General features: G+C 39.8%; 19 protein-coding genes and 1 tRNA gene. 11 read left to right on the forward strand and 9 right to left on the reverse strand.

Features of this window, described 5'->3' with window-relative positions:
- The first annotated feature begins 63 nt into the window (after positions 1 to 63).
- Positions 64 to 777: a DUF3575 domain-containing protein gene (locus KTV93_RS09285; RefSeq protein ID WP_218248671.1), complete on the forward strand. Its 714-nt coding sequence runs from the start codon at positions 64 to 66 to the stop codon at positions 775 to 777.
- Positions 778 to 1,042: 265 nt separating this feature from the next.
- Here the strand turns inward: KTV93_RS09285 and menC are convergent, their stop codons facing one another.
- Positions 1,043 to 2,050 carry an o-succinylbenzoate synthase gene (gene menC / locus KTV93_RS09290; protein WP_218248672.1) on the reverse strand — a complete coding sequence of 336 codons (1,008 nt, stop codon included), beginning with the start codon at positions 2,048 to 2,050 and terminating at the stop codon, positions 1,043 to 1,045.
- Positions 2,051 to 2,076: 26 nt separating this feature from the next.
- Positions 2,077 to 3,090 (reverse strand): class 1 fructose-bisphosphatase, encoded by a 1,014-nt coding sequence (gene fbp, locus KTV93_RS09295; protein WP_218248673.1) that lies wholly within the window; start codon positions 3,088 to 3,090, stop codon positions 2,077 to 2,079.
- Between the two features lie 228 nt (positions 3,091 to 3,318).
- Here fbp and KTV93_RS09300 point away from each other — a divergent pair, with 228 nt between their 5' ends.
- The 3 genes from KTV93_RS09300 (at position 3,319) to KTV93_RS09310 (ending at position 6,561) form a co-directional block, all read left to right on the forward strand.
- Complete coding sequence (locus KTV93_RS09300) at positions 3,319 to 4,557, forward strand: aspartate kinase (protein ID WP_218248674.1); 1,239 nt, start codon at positions 3,319 to 3,321, stop codon at positions 4,555 to 4,557.
- A gap of 6 nt (positions 4,558 to 4,563) precedes the next feature.
- On the forward strand, positions 4,564 to 6,402 hold the full coding sequence (locus KTV93_RS09305) for a lysophospholipid acyltransferase family protein (protein ID WP_218248675.1): 1,839 nt from the start codon (positions 4,564 to 4,566) through the stop codon (positions 6,400 to 6,402).
- An 86-nt stretch (positions 6,403 to 6,488) separates the two neighbouring features.
- Positions 6,489 to 6,561, forward strand: a tRNA-Phe gene (locus tag KTV93_RS09310).
- Between the two features lie 47 nt (positions 6,562 to 6,608).
- Here the strand turns inward: KTV93_RS09310 and KTV93_RS09315 are convergent.
- The gene (locus KTV93_RS09315; protein WP_218248676.1) at positions 6,609 to 8,759 is read right to left on the reverse strand and encodes an endonuclease MutS2; all 2,151 of its coding nucleotides are present in this window, start codon (positions 8,757 to 8,759) and stop codon (positions 6,609 to 6,611) included.
- 107 nt (positions 8,760 to 8,866) lie between these two features.
- Here KTV93_RS09315 and KTV93_RS09320 point away from each other — a divergent pair, with 107 nt between their 5' ends.
- Positions 8,867 to 9,508 (forward strand): uracil-DNA glycosylase, encoded by a 642-nt coding sequence (locus tag KTV93_RS09320; protein ID WP_218248677.1) that lies wholly within the window; start codon positions 8,867 to 8,869, stop codon positions 9,506 to 9,508.
- Here KTV93_RS09320 and KTV93_RS09325 read toward each other — a convergent pair.
- Both KTV93_RS09325 and KTV93_RS09330 read right to left on the reverse strand, forming a co-directional pair.
- Entirely contained in the window at positions 9,495 to 10,148 is a 654-nt protein-coding gene (locus tag KTV93_RS09325) for a hypothetical protein (RefSeq protein ID WP_218248678.1), read from the reverse strand. The genes KTV93_RS09320 and KTV93_RS09325 overlap by 14 nt on opposite strands.
- 11 nt (positions 10,149 to 10,159) lie before the next feature.
- Positions 10,160 to 10,645: a DUF456 domain-containing protein gene (locus tag KTV93_RS09330; protein WP_218248679.1), complete on the reverse strand. Its 486-nt coding sequence runs from the start codon at positions 10,643 to 10,645 to the stop codon at positions 10,160 to 10,162.
- A 69-nt stretch (positions 10,646 to 10,714) separates the two neighbouring features.
- Between KTV93_RS09330 and KTV93_RS09335 the strand changes: the two genes are divergently transcribed.
- The 6 genes from KTV93_RS09335 to KTV93_RS09360 all read left to right on the forward strand — a co-directional run bounded on the left by KTV93_RS09335 (position 10,715) and on the right by KTV93_RS09360 (position 17,447).
- Positions 10,715 to 11,977 carry a mechanosensitive ion channel family protein gene (locus tag KTV93_RS09335; RefSeq protein ID WP_218250526.1) on the forward strand — a complete coding sequence of 421 codons (1,263 nt, stop codon included), beginning with the start codon at positions 10,715 to 10,717 and terminating at the stop codon, positions 11,975 to 11,977.
- Positions 11,978 to 11,979: 2 nt separating this feature from the next.
- Positions 11,980 to 12,699, forward strand: a complete 720-nt coding sequence (locus tag KTV93_RS09340; RefSeq protein ID WP_218248680.1) for a pyridoxine 5'-phosphate synthase — start codon at positions 11,980 to 11,982, stop codon at positions 12,697 to 12,699.
- Between the two features lie 97 nt (positions 12,700 to 12,796).
- Positions 12,797 to 13,585, forward strand: a complete 789-nt coding sequence (locus KTV93_RS09345) for an alpha/beta fold hydrolase (RefSeq protein ID WP_218248681.1) — start codon at positions 12,797 to 12,799, stop codon at positions 13,583 to 13,585.
- Positions 13,586 to 13,594: 9 nt separating this feature from the next.
- A complete protein-coding gene (locus KTV93_RS09350) occupies positions 13,595 to 14,608 on the forward strand; it encodes an NAD-dependent epimerase/dehydratase family protein (protein WP_218248682.1) in 1,014 nt (337 codons plus the stop codon).
- Between the two features lie 2 nt (positions 14,609 to 14,610).
- Positions 14,611 to 16,374, forward strand: coding sequence for an AMP-dependent synthetase/ligase (locus KTV93_RS09355; protein ID WP_218248683.1), 1,764 nt, complete (start codon positions 14,611 to 14,613; stop codon positions 16,372 to 16,374).
- Positions 16,375 to 16,394: 20 nt separating this feature from the next.
- Entirely contained in the window at positions 16,395 to 17,447 is a 1,053-nt protein-coding gene (locus KTV93_RS09360; protein ID WP_218248684.1) for a diphosphomevalonate decarboxylase, read from the forward strand.
- Between the two features lie 12 nt (positions 17,448 to 17,459).
- Here KTV93_RS09360 and KTV93_RS09365 read toward each other — a convergent pair whose 3' ends face one another.
- Genes KTV93_RS09365 through KTV93_RS09380 form a run of 4 tightly spaced genes read right to left on the reverse strand, consistent with a single transcriptional unit; the run spans position 17,460 to position 20,751 of the window.
- Positions 17,460 to 17,654 (reverse strand): hypothetical protein, encoded by a 195-nt coding sequence (locus KTV93_RS09365; RefSeq protein ID WP_218248685.1) that lies wholly within the window; start codon positions 17,652 to 17,654, stop codon positions 17,460 to 17,462.
- Between the two features lie 11 nt (positions 17,655 to 17,665).
- The gene (locus KTV93_RS09370; protein ID WP_218248686.1) at positions 17,666 to 18,262 is read right to left on the reverse strand and encodes a MarC family protein; all 597 of its coding nucleotides are present in this window, start codon (positions 18,260 to 18,262) and stop codon (positions 17,666 to 17,668) included.
- Positions 18,263 to 18,304: 42 nt separating this feature from the next.
- Positions 18,305 to 20,041, reverse strand: coding sequence for a BatD family protein (locus KTV93_RS09375; protein WP_218248687.1), 1,737 nt, complete (start codon positions 20,039 to 20,041; stop codon positions 18,305 to 18,307).
- The gene (locus KTV93_RS09380) at positions 20,041 to 20,751 is read right to left on the reverse strand and encodes a tetratricopeptide repeat protein (RefSeq protein WP_317206431.1); all 711 of its coding nucleotides are present in this window, start codon (positions 20,749 to 20,751) and stop codon (positions 20,041 to 20,043) included. Before KTV93_RS09380 ends, KTV93_RS09375 begins: the two co-directional genes overlap by 1 nt.
- Positions 20,752 to 20,838: the final 87 nt, after the last annotated feature.

Consider the following 20,838-nt stretch of genomic DNA (forward strand, 5'->3'; position numbering starts at 1 on the left):
AACTTCGTGTATGAAAATCAATATGATTTGTTCTCAACTTTATCAAACATAAAAATACAAACCATGAAAACCTTATTTTTTGCCCTGCTGGTTTCAGGTTCCTTGTTTGCGCAGGAAACCAATTCCGAAAAGATGAATATTGTTAAAACCAATGTTACCGCCTATGCTTTCAGGAATGTTAATTTGACATACGAACGCATTCTGAGTAAGAAATTTTCAATCGCAGCAAGCTACGGAACGGTGAGCAAAGGCAAGATTCCGTTCAGCAGCAGTATTCTAAAAGATACCGAATTTTCCGATACTCAGGTGGGACTTTCTCACTTTACTATAGAACCCCGTATTTACTTTGGACAGGGTTATGGTAGAGGATTTTATCTCGCGCCGTATTATCGGCACACGACTGTGAATGCAGATAATGTCACATTAAACGTGGATTTTGCAAATGATTCAGTCCCGATGAAAATTGCAGGTAAAGCCACGGGCGACAGCGGGGGTCTTATGCTGGGTGTACAGTGGTTTTTGGGAAAAACCGACAGCTGGATTCTTGATTTTTGGATAATAGGCGCGCATTACGGTAAGGGAAAAGGTGATTTCCGTGGAAATTCGGCGCGACCGCTTACTGCAGAAGAGCAGGCGCAGGTAAGAAAGGAAATCGAGGATCTCGATATTCCATTCGTAGAATATACGGTCACTACTGATACAAACGGAGCAACCATTAATGTTGACGGTCCATGGGCCGGGCTGCGATCAGGTCTTTCTTTCGGTTACAGGTTTTAGGTGATTAAAGGGATTTTCAGACCGCGTTAGATATATGAAATGCAGTTAGGTTAAAAATAAATTTTAAAAAAAGAGTATTCATTGAGAGTTTTGGTATGATAATGGATGCAGGAAAAACATCATTCATTAACACTTAATTTTTTATTTCTATGAAAACTTTTAAAAGAAAATTTGCACTCATGGTGCGGAATTTGAAAAGAAACATTTTTATAGAAAACGTAATTTAATCTGTGGGGGATTAAATTTCAAAAGTCTGAAAGCAATTTCAGACTTTTTTTGTGGAAAGTTGGTCACCCAAAAGTTCCAGCCGTGTTTCAAAATTATTGGTAAACAGTCCGCCGGTTCCCAAACCCTGAGGGATTTTGGGGTTCTTGGAAAAGGTATATTGAGCAATGGCGTTGAGCCCAATGTTGCTTTCTAGCGCAGAAGTAATCCACCAGTCTATTCCCATATTTTCCGTCAGAGAAATCCATTCGTCACTTCCCGAAAAACCGCCAATTAGAGATGGTTTCAAAATAATATACTGTGGGTTTATTTTTTCAAGCAGTTCCTGTTTTTTTTGAAGTGTTACAACACCAATCAGTTCTTCGTCTAATGCGATTGCAGTAGGAGTATCTGAACAGAGTTTCTCCATTTGTTCCCAATTTCCTGCTTTGATAGGCTGCTCAATGGAATGAATTTCCAACTCATGCAGTTCCAGTAAAACTGTTTTTGCTTCTTCAAAACTGAAACCGCCATTGGCATCCACCCTGAGTTCAAGCTGACTGGCAGGAAATGTCTCCCGAAGTTTTTTCAGAATCTGTTTTTCAGAATTCCAGTCGGTACCGATTTTCAGTTTTAAACAGTCGAATCCGAGATTTAATTTTTCCCGAATCTGTTCCTTCATAAAGCCGGAATCGCCCATCCAGATTAAACCGTTTATTTTGATGGATGATTTTCCTTCGGTAAAATCACTCGGGAAATATAGATCACCGCCGTGTTTTAAATTCAGAATTGCCTGTTCGTAACCGAACCAAATGGATGGAAAATGGATCAGTTCTTCTTTAAGAATTCCGAGATCTGTATTAATGTTTTCGCAAAGCCAGTGCAATTTTTCCTCATATTCAGGCACGTCATCATAACTCAGTCCCCTGAAAATTCCGCATTCCCCTGTTCCGGTCTGCCCGTTTTCGGTAATTTTCAGGAAATAAGTTTCTTTCGTATTTAAAACACCGCGTGAAGTTCCGCCCGGCCTTTTAAAGTTGAGAATGTATTTGGAATATGTTGCCTTCAAGACAGGTTTAGTAATATATTCTATAATTATTCTGCGGCCGCTTTCATAAATTCTTCCGCTTTTTCAACCATTTTATAGCTTCCGCAGAAAAACGGAACGCGCTGGTGTAGTTCGGTAGGTTCAATTTCCAGGATTCGCTGGAATCCGTTGGTGCATTTTCCACCTGCCTGCTCCGCCAATAGTGCCATAGGATTGCATTCGTAAAGAAGTCTCAACTTTCCGTTCGGAGAATGTGCGGTTGATGGATAAATGTAAATTCCGCCTTTAATCATGTTTCGGTGAAAATCCGATACCAGACTTCCGATGTAGCGGGAAGTGTAAGGTCTGTCTTCCTCCTCGCGCTGGCAGTATTTGATGTAATTTTTAACGCCCTGAGGAAATTTGATATAGTTTCCCTCGTTGATTGAGTAGATTTTTCCTGTTTCAGGGAATTTCATACAAGGGTGAGAAAGGTAATACGTTCCCAAACTCGGGTCAAGGGTAAATCCGTTGACACCATTTCCGGTCGTGTATACAATCATTGTTGACGAACCGTAAACTACATATCCCGCGGCCGCCTGATTGACGCCCTTCTGTAAAAAATCTTCTAAACTCACCGGCGTTCCAGGTTCCGTAACCCTTCTGTAAATCGAAAAAATGGTTCCCACAGAAACATTCACGTCGATATTTGAGGATCCGTCTAAAGGGTCAATCAAAACAACATATTTACTCAGGTGTGCATTGGAACTGGCTTTTATTTCAATGAAATCATCGCTTTCTTCTGAGGCAATTCCGCAAACAACCTCTCTTTGGGAAAGGGCTTCAATAAAGATTTCGTTGGCCAGAACGTCCAGTTTCTGCTGTTCTTCTCCCTGGATATTTTCGTTACCAGCTTTGCCGATGATGTTGGCAATTCCTGCCTTGTTTACTTCGCGGTTTACTACTTTTGATGCTAAGCGTATTGCACTTAAAAGCCGGGATAGTTCCCCTGTGGAGTACAGAAAGTCTTCCTGTTTGTCAATGATGAATTCGCCGAGGGTTTGAAAATTTTTTTCTGACATTTTTACTTTATTGATATTTACAAATTTCGTAAAATTCTTTGAATTCACCGCTTTTAAATGTGAATTAATATGGGTATTCTGTAATCTTATTTTTAAAGTTGGGAAGGGATTTAAGCTTCGGCGAACCCGTTTTTTTATGTCGCTCTAAATTAATAATTTTGTCGGCGGATATTTTCTGTTGTAAAATATTGCCGTTACTGATATAATATATTGATATATAAGATTTAAATGAAAGTTTTCAAGTTTGGAGGGGCGTCGGTTAAAGATGCCGAAGGAGTGAAAAATGTTGCACTTGTTTTGGAATCTCAGGGTTTCGAAAAATGTCTGCTTGTAGTGTCAGCCATGGGAAAAACAACAAATGCACTTGAAAAGGTGGTTGAAAACTATTTTGCAAAGGAAAATTATCACGCAGAAATAGAGAAAGTAAAGCAGAATCATTTGGAAATCTCTAATGGGCTTTTTCAGGAAAATCATCCCGTATTTTCTGAAATTTCTTTGTTTTTTGACGATATTGAGTCTTTTTTAAGAAGAAATAAATCACCCAATTATAATTTTGTTTATGATCAGGTGGTAAGTTGCGGCGAGATGATCTCTTCCAAAATCCTTAGCGAGTATCTGAATGACATTCAGTTTAAAAATACCTGGCTGGACTCGCGTGATTACCTAAAAACCGATAGCAATTACCGCGAAGGGAATATCGACTGGGAAGAAACGCAGAAAAATATTTCAGCTTTGGATCACGGAATTTCGTATGTAACCCAAGGTTTCATAGGTTCTGAAAGCAATAATTTCACGGTGACACTGGGTAGGGAAGGTTCCGATTATTCTGCGGCCGTTTTTGCATATTGCATGAATGCGGAAGCGATGACCATCTGGAAAGACGTTCCCGGAGTGATGACGGGCGATCCCCGAAAATTCGATAATGTGTCGCTTCTCTCGAATATTTCTTACGAAGAGGCTATTGAAATGGCGTATTACGGTGCATCAGTCATTCACCCTAAAACCCTGCAGCCGCTTCAGCAGAAGAATATTCCGTTTTATGTAAAATCCTTTTTGGAACCTCAAAAACCCGGAACTAAAGTAGGGAACACAGATAAAAACCGTTTCGAGGAATCTTATATTCTTAAAGAAAACCAGCATTTAATGCGCATCGCGACGCGAGATTTTTCCTTTATTGCCGAGGAACATCTAAGTCAGATCTTCGCGTTTCTTGCAAAATTTAAGATCAAGATTTCTCTTATGCAGAATTCAGCAATCTCGCTTGCGCTTTGTCTGGAGGATAAATACAACAATATTGATGAACTGAATAAAGAGTTGCATGTTATCTTCGACACCGAAATGGTGAAAAATGTTTCGCTTTTTACCGTAAGAAATGCTAATTTAGAAGACCTGAATAAATTCTACGAGAATAAGAATATTCTCCTGGAACAGATTTCTAAAAAAACGATACAAGTTGTAACTAACTAATAACCAATGAGTCTTATTTCAAGGAGTGATTTAATTAAAGTTTCGGGTTTGGGGCGTATCGGGTTTCTGAAAAATCCTGTCGCTTCTGCTATCATGAATCTTACCAAGATTAATGAGGTAAACAAACTCTACGACGTTCTGAAAGATAAAAGCGGGAAAGATTTTTTCGATTCTTTCGTCCGGGAAAGAGATCTGAAGTATATTGTCTTCGAAGAAGATCTTGCTAAAATCCCGAAAACCGGTCCTTTTATCTTGGTTTCAAATCATCCGCTAGGTGCGATCGACGGGATTTTGATGGCTAAAATCCTAACCGAAATTCGTCCGGATTTTAAAATCATGGGGAACTTTCTGCTTGAAAAGATTAAGCCCATGGAACCTTTTGTAATCCCTGTGAATCCTTTTGAAACCCGAAAGTATGTCAGAAACAGCGCCACGGGAATGCGCGAAACTTTGAAGCATCTTGAGAATGGCGGCTGTGTCGGGATTTTTCCTGCCGGCGAAGTATCTAACAGAAATAACGATTTCAGCGAAATACGCGATAAAACCTGGGAAAAGCCTGCACTCAAGCTTATTAAAATGGCCAAAGTTCCGGTGGTTCCTATGTATTTTCATGCAAAAAACAGCAGACTGTTTTATCAGCTGGCCAAAATGCATCCTGATCTGCAGACATTGCTGCTCCCCGCGGAAATGATGCATAAAAGAGAAAAACCTATCCGCATCAGGATTGGAAAACCGGTTTCTGTAAAGGTTTTGGAAGATCATGATTCGGTGGAAGAAATGGGCGAGTTTCTGCAGAAGAAGATTTATATGCTGAAATCTTATTATGAAAAAAGAAAATCTATTGCAGAACAGCTGAAACTTCCTAATCTTAAACTTAACTTCCCGCTGACCAAAGAAGAAAATGTGGTGCAGAACATCATCGATGAAACACCGCAGGCAGACTTGGAAAACGAAATAGCAGAACTTCACAGGAAAGAAAAAATGCTCTTCCGAAATGTCAGCTACGAAGTGTTTTTCTGTACCTATTCAGAAATTCCTTTTATCATGCGTGAAATCGGCAGACAGCGCGAGCTTACCTTCCGAAAAATCGGTGAAGGCAGTAACCTGCCCTTTGATCTTGATCATTATGATGAACATTATCACCATCTTTTTCTCTGGGATAACGCGGCGAAAAAGTTAGTGGGCGCTTACCGGATGGCATTGGGCTGCGAAGTCATGAAAAAGCACGGCCTGGAAGGTTTTTACACGAGTTCACTTTTCGAATTTGATCCTGAATTAAGGCCCTTTTTCAGGAAAGTAATCGAAATGGGACGTGCCTATATTTCCACGGAATACCAACAGAAACCATTGCCGCTTTTCCTTTTGTGGAGAGGAATTGTACATGTTTGTCTTAGAAATCCGGAACATAAATTCCTTATGGGAGGTGTAAGTATTTCCGATAAATTCTCTGAATTTTCGAAATCGCTGATGATTGAGTTTATGCGTTCGCACTACTACGATTCTGCGGTTGCGCAGTATATTCACCCGAAAAAGGAGTTCAAGGTAAAACTGAAAGACCGCGATAAACACCTGTTTTTTGATGAGGTAGAATCTGATCTCAACAAACTCGACAAAATCATCGACGATCTTGAACCCGAAATGCGTTTGCCTGTCCTTATTAAAAAATACATCAAGCAGAATGCAAAAGTCATCTCGTTCAACGTGGATCCAAGTTTTAATGATGCTATTGACGGCCTCATGTACATCCGGATTAGTGAACTTCCCGAGAGTACGATTAAGCCTGTACTGGAGGAAATGAGTGAGCAGATACAGCGTGAAGAAAATAATTCAGCTGAGAATCAGTAAATTTAGGCTTTGGTGCAATATTTTTCATAAAATCATTTGCATCGTAAGGGAAAAGATTATACTTTTGCACCACTCAATAACGGAACGGTTTCTTAGCTCAGTTGGTAGAGCAATGGATTGAAAATCCATGTGTCCCTGGTTCGATTCCTGGAGAAACCACAAAACGCCCTTTTTTAAGGGCGTTTTTCTTTATACATTGCTCTGGTTTAAATCCGCTCCAGTTCTTCCGCCGAAATCTGGGTTTTAAACATGCCGTAGTTTACCGTCACTTTCTGGTTTTTGTCGATTTTTTCGATGGTTCCAACGCTCGTACTGCCGGAAATGCGCACCCGCTGACCTACTTTCAGCCACACCGCACGTTCCTTCACTCTTTTATCTTCAAGCTTTTCGTTGGTTTCGGCAATCTTCTCCTGAACGTCGACTTTTTTCAGCTGTTGGGTGATCTTGCGTTTTACGACCTGAAGTTTCTTCGTTTCATCTTTGTCCGAGCCCAGTTTCCTGAATTTTTCCTGCTCCAGGATCTTCACGAAATCTTTCACCACATCCTTGCGCGATTTTCCTTTTACATAGGAATCAATAAAACCTTCGATCTTATTCCCGAACTGCAGTTTACGGTGCTCTTCTTCATACAGTTTCTGGAAATTGAAAAGTTTCTGCTGAAGCTGCTCATTCAGTTTTTCGAGGTTTTCTTTTTTATTCTGGGTCGATTCTTTCTGTTCTGTAAGATTAGTTTTGAGCTTTTCAACTTCAAATTTTTCCTGTTGAAGTTTTACGATGGTTTTATCGAGGTTTACGATATCGTCCTCCACCTTTTTCTTAGCAGAATTAATGATGAAAGCCGGAATCTTGTTTTTCTGCGCGACTTCAAATGTGAAAGAACTTCCGGCCTGTCCGACTTCCAGTTTATAAAGTGGTTCCAGGGAATGCTCATCGAAAAGCATCGCGGCATTCTGCGCGTTCGGAAGCTGCTCGATCACCAGTTTGATGTTGGTGTAATGCGTCGTAATAATGGCAAAACTTTTCTTTTTATAAAAAAATTCAAGGAAACTTTCTGCCAAAGCGCCACCCAATTCAGGATCGGAGCCGGTACCAAACTCGTCAATCAGCAATAGGGTGTTCTCGTCAGATTCACGAATGATAGCAGACATTTTCTTCAGACGCGACGAGTAGGTGGAAAGATGATTTTCGATAGACTGGTTGTCGCCGATATCAGTCATAATGCTTCCGAAGAAAAACATTTCGGATTTCGGATGTACGGGCACCAGAATTCCGCTTTGAATCATCAGTTGCAGCAATCCTACCGTTTTCAGTGTGATGGATTTTCCACCCGCGTTCGGGCCTGAAATACAAAGGATGCGGTTGTGTTCGGTTAAGGTAAAAGTCTGGGGGAAAATCTGTTTTTTCTCTTCGCGGTTTCGCAACAATAGTAAGGGATGATATGCATTTACCAGACGAAGCGTTTTGTGACGGTTTATTTTGGGTAAAATACCTCCGATGTTTTCAGCAAATTTGGCTTTCGCGCGGGTTAAGTCTAGGTCGAATATGTAGGTTTGATAATCTGAAAGCAGTTCATTGAATTCCGCAATTTCTGCAGTGAGTTTTCTTAAAATTTTATCAACTTCTTTCTTCTCCTCCTCAATATCTTCGCGGAGTTTGAACTGATGTTTCACGACAGATTCGGGCTGGATGTAGGTAATCGATCCGGTTTTTGATAAGCCTAAAACTCTGCCCGGAACCCTTTTCTTATAACCGGATTTCACTGCAAGAACCCTCTGGTCGTCAATAATGCTTTCACGGATATCATCCAGAAAATCGGTGGCAGAAAGTGCGGTTAAAGTGCGGTTGAAGTTTTCCTGAATGGCTTTTCGGGCGTGCTGAATAGCGGATCTTAAAGTTTTCAAAATAGGAGAGGCTTCACTTTTAACTTCACCGAAACGGTTGAAAACCTTGTCGATCTTGTCGATGATTTCTTTCCGGTATTCCAAGCTGCTGATATCGCTGTTCAGATTAAGAAACAAGTCGCCGTACACCGGGAAAAATTTCTGAAGCCTGCCGATTTGCTCTGTCAGACTTTTTATTCTGATGAAGGCTGCGTTTTCTAACCTGAAATTTTCAATAACCATCAACTTCAGTTCTTCCTCAATATCTTCGTATTCATTGAAGGGAATCGCATTATCGCTCTCGAAACTTGATAGGAATTCGGCAACCTTTTTTAATGAAAGTTCTGCCTCATCAATGGAAAAAGGCGTGAGCTGTGTGATTTTATATGCGGTTTTCGGGGAATACGCAAACGGAGCGATTTCCGCGAGTAATTCGGGAAATTCCAGTTCTTCTAATTGGTCTTTAGTAATATGCACGGAGCAAATTTAATGAGATTTTTGGGAAAGCAATATTTATTTATATTTGAAGTCTAAATTGTAAATCCCATCACCCAACACCCGACAACAACCCTCACTCATAAGACATGACCTGGACCGAAATTCTTTCCCCGATTAAAAACACCGAATATTTTGAACATCTTTGGCAAAAAGTGAAAGAAGAATATGCCGCAGGGAAGTGTTTTCCTCCTAAAGGTCAGATTTTTCGGGCACTGGAACTTACGCCTTTCGATGAGGTAAAAGTGGTGATCATCGGTCAGGATCCGTATCACAATGATTTTCAGGCTAATGGGCTGTGTTTTTCTGTTTCTGAAAGTGTGACGGCACCGCCTTCACTCAAAAATATTTTCACCGAACTGAAAGATGATCTGGGAATTGAGAGAAGCAAAAAAGAGCTCGACGATTGGGCGAAACAGGGTGTTTTGTTATTGAATGCCACACTTTCGGTGAGAGCGCATTCGCCTAACTCGCACAAAGATTTGGGTTGGGAAAAATTCACCAATTTCATTATCAAAGCGATTTCCGATCAAAAAGAAAATGTGGTTTTTGTCCTCTGGGGCGCTTTTGCTCAAAAAAAAGAGGAATTTATCGATTCCTCTAAACATTTTATTATCAAATCTGCTCATCCATCGCCGTTTTCAGTGTATCGCGGATTTTACGGAAGTAAGCCTTTTTCTAAAATTAACAGTTATCTGGAATCGAAAAATTCAGAAATTATTTCGTGGTAGTTCCGCCGCCGTCACTTCCTTTACTCACCTTAAGCCCAATCCTATAACTTCCTTGAAGTGCTTTAAAACCTTTTGCAGATGTGGTTTCCGGTGATACTTCCACAAGAGAAACGGTGTGTCCGTTGAACTCCTGAGACTTACTGTAGCCTTTTTTAGCATCGCTTAAAGTGCTTAGTTTCAAGATCACAGGTCTAGTATAAACGCCTATTAATTCTACTTCTGCGGTTGCAACTCCGGCCCAGATGCAGTTTACGTCTTTCGGGCACCTGCTATCCTCAGTCATTTTTTTGAAAGTGACATTCATTTCATATTCTTTAAGGAACTTATTTTCGCCTTCCTTAAGATAAATGATGCCCGCGGTGTTTTTCATGGTTGAATTTTGCTGTTCTTTCTTAGCGGTCTCTACAGCTTCCTTATCCGGAGGTAAACCTACCGACATTTCGGGTTCGCCATTAGCTTTAGATTTCGGTTCACCTGATGTTTGGTTTGTGGTCACATCTAAAACTTTTGGTTCTGTTGAATTCACTGAAGTTTCTGTTTTTACAGATTCCTGCTCGGTGGTGGATTGTGAAACTTTCGGGTTTTGGCAGGTCGCTAAAGTTAAAATCCCAAACGAAGTAAGGATAAGTCTGTGTATCATAATGTTAATTTTTAAAGGATGTCGAATAACACGACCAAAAACATTGCCAGACCGACCATAAAGTTGAAACCTGTTCCGTAAAGAAATCCAATAAAGGCTCCTTTAGTTGAATTCCAAGCTTTCTTTTTATCAGAAGCATCATGCAGTAATTCCCCTATAAAAACGCCCAGAAACATTCCGATTAAAAAACCGAAGGGAACCGGAATAAAAAACATCCCCACCAACGTACCGATTACCGACCCTACGCTTCCCCAGCGCGTTCCGCCATATTTGCGGTTGGTTCTTGCCGGAATTACATAATTTAAAACTACAGAAACACCAGTAAGAAATACAAAGATCCAAATGTAAACCATGTCCAGTGGTGCATCTGTCCCGAATTTGTAAATCAGCAATCCGCATAGACTGAGGAGCAGTCCTGGTAAAACAGGAATAAAAGTTCCCAGAATACCCAAAATGAGTAATACAATGCTGATGAGCTGAATTAATGTAGTGTCCATGAATAATAATTTTTGTTAAAAATAGGCATTAATCCTATAAACACAATCGGATTTCTTATTTTTGCTGTAATGAATGACGAACTGAAAGATACCAAAGATTTCCTACAGAACATCAGTGATAATATTCACTATGCTGTTCGCGACAGTTTGCCCGATAACTGGGTTTTGCTCGGCCAAATCACACTTAAATTTCTGTTCCTTCTGGGTCTTGTGTATGTTACCGATTTTATCCTGAAGTTTCTGCTGAACCAAATCTTCAGAACTTTTTTTAATGACGATAAATATCCGATACAGAAATCGATTTACCAGTCCAAAATCACGAATTCCGTAGCTCATTTAATTGCGCTTCTTTTTGGAAGTTTTGCTCTGTTTTCGATATTTTACCGACATCCAAAGAGTTTTATTTTTCTTGAAAGAATGGTGGGCTTAGCGATCGTTTTGGTGGTGGCAGGAATGCTGTACCGGAGTTTAAGTGCATTCAGAAATTATTTCATCATTCAGCAGGATTACTATAAAATAATTGCCCTGAATGCGGTGTCGCAAAGTGTAAAGATTTTCGGAATTTTCGTGTCATCAATTGTCGCAATCAGTGTCATATTTGGGATCAGCGGATCAGCGATTCTGGGAAGTCTGGGAGCGATCACGGCAGTATTGGTTTTGGTTTTCCGGGATACGATTTTAGGATTCGTAACGGGAATTCACGTGGCGACCTCAAAAAATCTGAAAGTTGGAGACTGGATCGGAATTCCGAAATATAATTTGGAGGGAAATATTCAGGATATCAATCTTTTAACGACTAAAATTCAGAATTTTGATAAAACCATTTCTACGATTCCTACTTACGATTTTCTTACGACGGAAATCAAAAATATCCAGGTAATGTCCGAAAGCAATACCCGAAGAATCAAGCGTTCCATTATTTTTAATATCAATTCCTTTAAATTTCTTGATGATGAAACGCTGGGCAGATTATCCAAAGTAAATTTAATTAAAAGTTATCTGGAGGTTAAGCAATCTGAAATGTCGCAGCAAAGAAAACTTATCGATAATCCTGAACTGATCATTAACGGAAGACAGCTTACCAACATCGGGGTTTTCCGCGAATATGTGTTTAATTATCTTAAAAATAACCAGCATATCGATCAGGAAGGAACCATCCTCGTAAGACAGCTGGAAAACACCCCACACGGGATGCCGCTGGAAATCTACTGCTTTACAAATGATTCTCAATGGGCTAACTATGAGGATATTCAGGCCGATATTTTCGATCATCTTCTCGTAGCTTCCAAGGAATTCGACCTGGAAGTAATACAGTTTGTAAAAATCCAATAATCATGACAAAACTTAGTGTAAATATCAATAAAATTGCAACGATCCGGAACGCCCGTGGAGGCGAACTTCCAAGTGTTGCGGAAGCCGCGGTAAAACTTCAGGAATTTGGAGCGCAGGGAATTACAATTCACCCAAGGCCGGATGAAAGACATATCACCAAAAAAGATGTCTATGATCTGAAATCTTTGGTTCATACGGAATTTAATATTGAAGGAAACCCGCACCGTCCCTTCATTGATATGGTTTTAGAAATTAAACCGGAGCAGGTGACGCTGGTGCCCGACTCCGATGATGCCATTACCTCGAACGCAGGTTGGGATTGCGAAATGCATTTGGGATTTTTAAAAAATGTGATTTCAGAATTTAAAAATGCCGGGATCCGAACATCAATATTCCTCGATCCCAATCCGGAAATGGTAAAATTTGCCGCAGAAACCGGGACAGACAGAATTGAACTGTATACAGAAGCTTATGCTAAAAATTATATTCAGAATAAAGAAGAAGCTGTAAAACCGTATGTAGAAACAGCGAAGGAGGCGGAAAAATATGGTCTGGGCGTAAATGCAGGACACGATTTAAGTCTGGAAAACCTCAAGTATTTTTCTGATCAGGTTCCTAATCTCCTGGAAGTTTCCATAGGTCATGCTTTGATTTCTGAAGCGCTCTACATGGGTCTCGAAAACACGGTGCAGGCCTATCTGAAGAGATTGGCTAAATGGTAAAATCAATGGGAATCGGGCGTCAGCCCGATTTTTATATTCAGTAATTATTGGCTTTTCGCCGAAAATTATATTAATTTTGAAATTTAAACTTTTATAGATGGAAATTCTACACGCGAAAATCTTTGGACAGGATAAGCCGGGAACTCCGCTTCTCGTTTTTCACGGCCTGTTTGGGATGCTGGATAACTGGGGAAGTTTCGGCAAAGAAATGGGTGAATTCTTTCCTGTTCACCTCATTGACTTAAGAAATCACGGTAAAAGTTTCCATTCGGCAGAGATGTCTCATGATGATCTGGCGCACGATATCGCCCATTACATGGAATTTCATCACATCGAAAAAGCGAATCTTCTCGGGCATTCTTTAGGTGGAAAAGCAGTGATGCAGTTTGCCATAAAATACCCTATTAAAGTACAGAAATTAATTGTTGTAGATATTTCTCCCAAAGCTTATCCGCCGCACCACCAGGGAATCCTGAAAGCACTCGAAAGCGTAGATTTTGAGAAAATAACAACAAGACAGGAAGCAGAAGAAGTCCTGCAGCAGTATATTCCCGAAAAATCGGTGATTCAGTTTTTGGCTAAAAATTTATACTGGACGGATGATAAAAAACTCGCCTGGCGTTTTAATCTGAAAACCCTTTCGGAAAGATACAGTGAATTTGTTTCGAACGCAATAAAATTTGGTGTGTTTTCCGGAGAGACGCTGTTTATTGCCGGTGCAAAATCGAATTATATTTTACCGCAGGACGAATTTCAGATCAGGCAGCAATTCCCGCAGGCTTCCGTTATAAAAATAGAAAATGCCGGACATTGGGTTCAGGCAGAAAACCCTAAGGATTTCAACGAAGCAGTGAAAGATTTTCTTTCAGAAAACAGAATAGACTAAAATTTACGCATGATTCTAGTTACCGGCGCTACAGGAATTCTCGGACGGGTTATCGTTTTACAGTTGTTGAAACAGGGTAAATCTGTGGTTGCCGCAAAACGAAAATCAAGCAATATCGGGGAGGTAAAGAATTCCTATAAATTCTATACTGACAGTCCTGAAAGTTTCTTTGAGAAGATTAAATGGGTGGATGTAGATTTCGATGACATGTTCTCACTTCAAAATGCCCTGAAGGGAATCGAAGAAGTGTATCACTGCGCAGCGACAGTTAGTTTTCATCCGGCCGATCAGCGAAAAATGTATCACACCAATATCGAGGGAACTAAAAATCTGCTTTTTGCGTGTGAAGGCTCAGGGGTTAAAAAATTCTGTTTCGTGAGTTCAATTGCAGTACTTGATGGCGTAAACGAAAAAGGCGAAACGGATGAGAGTTCAGATTATAACCTGAAATTAGATCATTCTGCCTACGCGGTTTCCAAACATTTCTCTGAAATGGAAGTTTGGCGTGCCGCAGCAGAAGGATTAAATACGGTTATTGTAAATCCCGGAATCATCATCGGCAGCGGAAACTGGACGCAAAGCAGCGGACTGATTTTCGAAAATTTGGCGAGACCTTATACTTTTTCCGGTGGAGCATCTTATGTAGATGTGCGTGATGTGGCCAGGGCATCCATAGAACTTATGGATAAAAATATTTTCGGTGAGCGGTTTATCCTGATTTCTGAAAATAAACGCTATTTCGAGGTGGGTTCTTATGTAAGACAAAAATTGGGACTTGCCGCCCCGAAGATCATTCCATCGGTATTGCTTATGGTGGGAAGGGTTTTGAACTTTCTTTTTGGATGGCTTTTTTCACCTTTAAGAATGGTGGATAAAGTTAACACAGAATCAGTTACCACTTTCAGTACCGTAAGTAATAATAAAATTGTAGAAACCCTGGGATTCAAGTTCATCCCGGTAAGCGAAAGCATAAATTTCCACCTCGGAAATTACAGAACTGATAAAAAAAGCTTAAAAAAGTAGAGATGAATTTTGCAGAATTTTTAAACACAAATGCAGAGAAGTTCTCCATAAAACCTGCAATAGGTTTTAAAAAGAAGGACGTATGGAAAGAAATACACTGGCGCGATTTCCGCAGAATGGTGTTTAAAACCGCAAATGCGCTGAAAGAAGCCGGAATTTCTGAAAACGACAGGGTGGCAATTTACTCCGATAACTCTGCAGAATGGATCACTTTTGATTTGGCAATTCTTTCTCTTGGCGCTGTTACTGTACCGATTTATTCCACAAACAATGGTCCACAGGCCGAATATATCATCAATGATGCGGAAGCAAAAATTATTTTAGTCGGTAATCAGGAACAGTATGACGCTTCTTTCGAAATTCTGAATAAAGAAAACACGCTGCAGCAGATTATTGTCGCCAAAAAAGCAATTTGGATCAAAAAAGACCGGAGTATTTATTTTGAAGATTTCATCAAAAAAGCTGAGGAACATTTTGATATTGTTCAAAAAGAAGACGATGATCTTGCGACCATTATTTACACTTCCGGAACTACGGGCGTGCCGAAAGGTGTTATGCTAACGCACCGCAATTTCCACGAGTGTATCAAAGCACACTTCGAATTTTTTAAATTTAAAAATTTCGAAAATGAAACGTCATTAGCTTTTCTACCGCTTACCCATGTTTTCGAAAGAAGCTGGACATTACTTTCACTTTACGGCGGCGCCAAGGTATATTTCCTCGAAAATACCAAACTTATCGCTCATGCTTTAACAGAAGTAAAACCTACAATGATGTGTGCAGTGCCAAGATTTTATCAGAAAATCTATGCGGGCGTCAACGAAATGGTGCAAAACGGTTCGGAATCAAAAAAGAAAATCTTCAACTGGGCAATGGAGATAGGGAGTCAGGTTGCTGATCTTAAGCGCCTTGAAAAGTCAGTTCCTTTAAGCTTAAAACTAAAAAATAACATTGCCGATCTTCTTGTTTTTAATAAAATCAAGAAAAAAATGGGTGGAAAGCTTTGGTTTATGCCTTGCGGCGGAGCTTCGGTTTCCCCTGATGTAACAAGATTTTTCGATGCTTTGGGGGTTCACATGACGGTAGGTTATGGACTCACTGAAACTACGGCTACCTTAACCGCTTTTCCCTTTACTCAATATGAACACGGAAGCGCGGGAATTCCGCTTGGCGATACGCAGCTCAAAATCGGTGAGAACGACGAAATTCTGGCAAAAGGTAGCGGTATAATGAAAGGCTATTACAAATTACCGAAGGAAACTGCTGAGGTTTTCACGGAAGACGGATGGTTCAAAACCGGAGATGCGGGTAAGTTTGATGAAAAAGGAAATCTTTACATTACCGACAGAATCAAGGATTTGATGAAGACGGCTAACGGAAAATATATCACGCCTCAGCCTATTGAAAATTTACTGTCTAATAACAATTATATTAATCAGGCAATGATTGTGGCAGAAGATAAACCTTTTGTCACAGCGTTGATTATTCCTAATTTCGAAGCGCTGAAAGAGCAGCTTCCTAAAATGAATATCCCGTTTACTAACTGGCAGGAAATTGTTGATTCAGAAAAAATTAAAGAGTTTTACCGCGAAAAACTCGAGGAAATTCAAAAAAGCCTTTCCGGTTTCGAAAAAGTGAAGAAATTTGTATTGATGCCTGCGGAATTCGAAATCAATACGGGAGAAATCACGCCGACATTAAAGGTGAAGAGAAATGTAGTAATGCAGAAATACGCAGCGTTAATCGATAAGATGTACACTGCTTAGCGCAAACTTAATAAGAAAACATGAACGATTTTACAGGAAATAAAAACTTCAATATATCCAGCCAAACGGTTTCGGCGAGCTGTCCTTCGAATATCGCACTCATCAAATACTGGGGAAAATATGAGAACCAGATTCCCGCGAACCCAAGCATCAGTTACACCTTAAATAACTGCAAAACAAATACGTCGATGGAATTTGTCGCGGATGGGAAATTTTCTGTACAAACCTTTCTTTCCGGCAATGAGGAGAAGAAATTTGCCGAAAAAATCGAAAAGTATTTCCGCAATATAGAGGAATTTCTTCCCTGGATTTTAAAAGGCAAATACATCATCAGAACCGAAAATACTTTTCCTCACAGTTCCGGAATTGCAAGTTCGGCGTCGGGATTTGGTGCGATCGCCAAGTGCTTAATGGAGCTCGAGCAGAATTTTTCAGGTATTCAGGATTGTGATTTTAAAGTGCGGAAGGCAAGTTTTCTTGCCAGATTAGGCAGCGGAAGCGCATGCAGAAGCCTGTATGACGGCCTTGTAGTCTGGGGAACAACGAAAGAAGTTGAAGACAGTTCTGATCTTTATGCTGTGCAATACCCGAATAATGAAATTCACGAAGTTTTTAAGAGTTTCAATGATTGGGTTCTTCTGATTCATGAAGGCGCAAAATCTGTAAGTTCTACGGTAGGTCACGGTTTAATGAACACCAATCCTTACGCGGAAAGAAGATTCCGCGAAGCACATGAAAGTTTCAGAACTTTAAAAGTAATTCTGAAGAACGGCGATCTTCAGAATTTTATTAAACTTGTTGAACATGAGGCGCTTACCCTCCACGCCATGATGATGATGAGTGAGCCTGCTTTTATACTGATGAAAACCGGTACGCTGGAGGTGATTAATAAAATCTGGGATTTCCGCAAAGAGACAGGTTTGCCGCTTTTTTTCACCTTAGATGCGGGTGCAAATGTTCATCTGCTTTTTCCTGCGGACAATGAAGAAGATAAGATCAAGGAATTTATTGTAAAAGAACTTTTACAACATACCCAGAATAACGGTGTAGTGAAAGACGTGATGAAATTCTAGAACTTCGCGAAATTATTTCTTTGCGGAGAATCTGCTTAAAGTGTGGAGTACGAAAACCACCAGAATTCCTAAAACCGCAGCTGACATTGATAAAATGAATTTAGCGTTTTCTTCGTGCCAGAAACCAAGCTGCCATTCCATTGCATAAAGGTTAAAGCCAATGAAAATTACGAATAACACTAAGAATATTTTATAAAAAACATGCATTTTGTAAAGTCTTAAAATTTAACGTACGTGCTGAACAGCTGTGCAAAGTTGGCTGTAAACAGTTTAATTGAAATTGCGAGTAGAATAATTCCGAAAACTTTCTGTAAAACCTGAAGAGTTCCGTCGCCCAGTTTTCTTTCGATCCAGTTCGCTGATTTCAGCACCAAATATACGAAAATTGTATTGAGGATGATTCCTGAAATGATATTAATATCATGATATTCCGCACGTAGAGACAGGGTAGTAGTTAATGTTCCGGCGCCAGCAATTAACGGAAATGCGATGGGAACAATAGAAGCGGATTTTGCTTCCTGATGTTTCTGGATCTCAATGCCCAGAATCATTTCCACAGCGATAATGAAGATCACAAATGCCCCTGCAATCGCAAATGAATTTACATCTACTCCGATAAATTTCAGAATTTTATTCCCGATAAAAAGGAAGGAAATCATCAGAATACCCGAAACAATCGCAGCTTTTTCCGATTCAATATGCCCAAATTTCTGCTTTAAGCTTACGATAATAGGAATGGAACCCACAATATCGATTACGGCGAAGAGAACCATAGTGGTAGTAAGCGTTTCTTTTAAAGAGAAAGAGTCAAGCATTTCTAAAATTATTAATTTCGCAAAAATATAAAAAATAATTGATTATTGCCTAATCTGGGAATATAAACGGATCACCGATTTTAAAAGTTCATCAATGTGCTCATCCGTATGAAATGGAGCATATTTTTCCATCTGAATCTGTTCGGAAAGCGCACGGTAATCATCTGCAAATCGCTGGCCTTTATGTTTTTCCAGAAATTTTTTAAAATCTGATTCAGTATTTACACCAATGATTTCTTTTGTATCTCTGTGCAATTCGTCGTACGCTGAAAGCAGTTTAGAGTAATCTTTATTTTCTGCTAATTTTTTTAAATATTCTATACTGTCATCAAACTGAACACTCAATTGAGTTCTGAGTATCTCTTCGGTTTCTGCAATGGTGGTAATAGGCTTCAATTCCATAACAGGTTTTAAGGTACGGCTGGTCATTTTCTTTCTGACCACAAGAAATAGAGAAAGTAGTGCCCCCATTAATGCCAGATTGCCGAAAACAATCTTCCAGTTGATACTGCTTTTATCTTTAACTTTTAAATTGTGGGTCTGAAGCACCGGTGTATTCACCGTTTCCAGAACATTATTAGTGTAATCATTAACTCTTTCAAGTGTTGACTTTGCATCTGCAATCTGCTCAGGCGTCTTTACATCTAATACAATAAATTTAGAGCCTTCATCCACATAATTCTTTTCTTCCGGATTGAAGTAGGCAAAATCTTCAAATCTTACGGTAACTGGCCCTGTCTTTTTGGGGATAACCACATATTCAGCTACAAGATTACCAATCAGTCCGTCTTTTCTGGCACTGGTTTTAGTTGAGATTTTTGGGGCAAAAAACACATAATCGTCTGAGTTCAGAATTTTTGGCAAATGAAGAGTACCGAAGTTCCCGGAGCCAGAAATCTCTACCGCAATATTTACAGGTTTTTCAATCTGTGGTATTTCGGCGGGATTTTTATTGGCTACTGTAATATCGAAATTACCTACGGCATTTTTAAAATGTACCGGCATGCCTTCGGGAAGTTTTTGTACATTCAGCCTTACCTTGTTGGATGATATTTTTTCAGCTTTTGGCGCTCGGCCTAGTGAGGCAGAAATCGGAGGAACCTCTATATTACCTGTTTCTGAAGGGAAAATCATAAATACAGCAATGATCTGAGAAGCTATTCCCGAGTGGGATTCAATTTCTGATTTGGCAAAGCTGACAGGCTTTATTCTGATATTTCTATGCTGCGGATATTGGATGTTATTAACCTTTCTGAAATTATCGTAATCGCGGCTATATGCCCGCAGAACTGCGATAGTGGGTTCGTTTTTATAGACTGTTTTATCCTTGATCTCCATGTTGAGGTACAGATCATCTGAGATATTGGCTGTGGCTACTGAAGATTTTTTATCGCCTTCCCTTACATTAATTTCGAAAGGTTCAGTTTTGTAAATTTTGCCGTTTACAGTCACGAGTACAGATCCGAACTTGAACTTGCCGGCCTGTTTTGGGTTCAGCACCATTTGGTAAACCAGTTGGTTCAGTACGTTTCCTTTTTTAGGATCTAGAACCACGGTATTCTGTTCAGAAGCCGTACCTATGATATCGAACTTAGACGTATCAGGCATCCTGAGCGGGGTTTCCTGCTCCATGTTTTCCCCGGCAATTTCAAGTAAAACAGTAAGGTTAAAGGGTTGGTTTACCTTCTGCTCTTTTACTTCAGAAATAGCTAAGGTTACCTGACCGTAAGTTAATACGGCTGAAAAGAGAAATAATATGTATGGAATTCGATTTTTCATTACCAATCCTTTTCGTTGCTCTGAGGCATCGAATAGGAATTTTTGTTTAGGATTCGTTTCGCGGTTTCCCTTTCTTTGTTTTCTACACGGTTAAGTATTGAGTTTTCCAGGTCTTTTGGCATTTTGCCTGAGTTACTGTTTTTATTTTTATTGGGGTCGTCGCCTTCACCTTCACCTTTGTTTTGCTGCCCTTTTCCTGCCTGGCTTTGCGGGGTGTCACCTTTTTCCTGACCCTGGTTTTTTTCCTGATTTTCGTCGTTTCCACCGCCACCACCGGAATTGTTTTTCTGCTTTTTCTCTTCCTCTTTTTCTTTTTCTTTCAGCATTGCGATCTCATAATTCTTACGGATGGTCTCATTATAAGGATCCTGCTTCAATGCCTGTTTATATAGTTCTGCAGCCTTTTTTGAATTATTAGTCTGCATATGGGCGTTTCCTAAATTATAGAGTGCTGCTGCTTTATCAGGAATCGTAGCAGATAATTTTTCTGCTTTCTCATATTCTGCCGTCGCTTCAGCATACATTTTTCTTTTGTACAGTGAGTTTCCCAAATTGTAATGCGCGGTGAAATCTTTTTCGTTAACTTTTATTGCCTCCATATATTTAGAAGAGGAAGATTCATAATTCTTCTTCTCAAAATCTTTATTACCTTCAAAAATAAGGGTGTTGTAACTTTTCTGCGCGGAGAAAGTGGACGTGCTAAAGATCAAAAATATGACTGTATAAAGTAAACTGCGATTCATTACTGCAAAATTATCCCTTTAAATGTTAAGTTGTGCGCCTGTTTCTGTTAAATT

The sequence above is a fragment of the Kaistella faecalis genome, from assembly GCF_019195395.1.
In the GTDB taxonomy this organism is placed as follows: Bacteria; Bacteroidota; Bacteroidia; order Flavobacteriales; family Weeksellaceae; genus Kaistella; species Kaistella faecalis.

What these genes read in the sequence shown, in the direction of transcription:
- KTV93_RS09350 (WP_218248682.1), top strand. Translation starts at nt 13,595, where the DNA reads ATGATTCTAGTTACCGGCGCTACAGGAATTCTCGGACGGGTTATCGTT.
- KTV93_RS09360 (WP_218248684.1), top strand. Translation starts at nt 16,395, where the DNA reads ATGAACGATTTTACAGGAAATAAAAACTTCAATATATCCAGCCAAACG.
- KTV93_RS09300 (WP_218248674.1), top strand. Translation starts at nt 3,319, where the DNA reads ATGAAAGTTTTCAAGTTTGGAGGGGCGTCGGTTAAAGATGCCGAAGGA.
- KTV93_RS09355 (WP_218248683.1), top strand. Translation starts at nt 14,611, where the DNA reads ATGAATTTTGCAGAATTTTTAAACACAAATGCAGAGAAGTTCTCCATA.
- fbp (WP_218248673.1), bottom strand. Translation starts at nt 3,090, where the DNA reads ATGTCAGAAAAAAATTTTCAAACCCTCGGCGAATTCATCATTGACAAA.
- KTV93_RS09365 (WP_218248685.1), bottom strand. Translation starts at nt 17,654, where the DNA reads ATGCATGTTTTTTATAAAATATTCTTAGTGTTATTCGTAATTTTCATT.
- KTV93_RS09285 (WP_218248671.1), top strand. Translation starts at nt 64, where the DNA reads ATGAAAACCTTATTTTTTGCCCTGCTGGTTTCAGGTTCCTTGTTTGCG.
- KTV93_RS09370 (WP_218248686.1), bottom strand. Translation starts at nt 18,262, where the DNA reads ATGCTTGACTCTTTCTCTTTAAAAGAAACGCTTACTACCACTATGGTT.
- KTV93_RS09375 (WP_218248687.1), bottom strand. Translation starts at nt 20,041, where the DNA reads ATGAAAAATCGAATTCCATACATATTATTTCTCTTTTCAGCCGTATTA.
- KTV93_RS09330 (WP_218248679.1), bottom strand. Translation starts at nt 10,645, where the DNA reads ATGGACACTACATTAATTCAGCTCATCAGCATTGTATTACTCATTTTG.
- KTV93_RS09305 (WP_218248675.1), top strand. Translation starts at nt 4,564, where the DNA reads ATGAGTCTTATTTCAAGGAGTGATTTAATTAAAGTTTCGGGTTTGGGG.
- KTV93_RS09320 (WP_218248677.1), top strand. Translation starts at nt 8,867, where the DNA reads ATGACCTGGACCGAAATTCTTTCCCCGATTAAAAACACCGAATATTTT.
- KTV93_RS09335 (WP_218250526.1), top strand. Translation starts at nt 10,715, where the DNA reads ATGAATGACGAACTGAAAGATACCAAAGATTTCCTACAGAACATCAGT.
- KTV93_RS09325 (WP_218248678.1), bottom strand. Translation starts at nt 10,148, where the DNA reads ATGATACACAGACTTATCCTTACTTCGTTTGGGATTTTAACTTTAGCG.
- KTV93_RS09340 (WP_218248680.1), top strand. Translation starts at nt 11,980, where the DNA reads ATGACAAAACTTAGTGTAAATATCAATAAAATTGCAACGATCCGGAAC.
- KTV93_RS09345 (WP_218248681.1), top strand. Translation starts at nt 12,797, where the DNA reads ATGGAAATTCTACACGCGAAAATCTTTGGACAGGATAAGCCGGGAACT.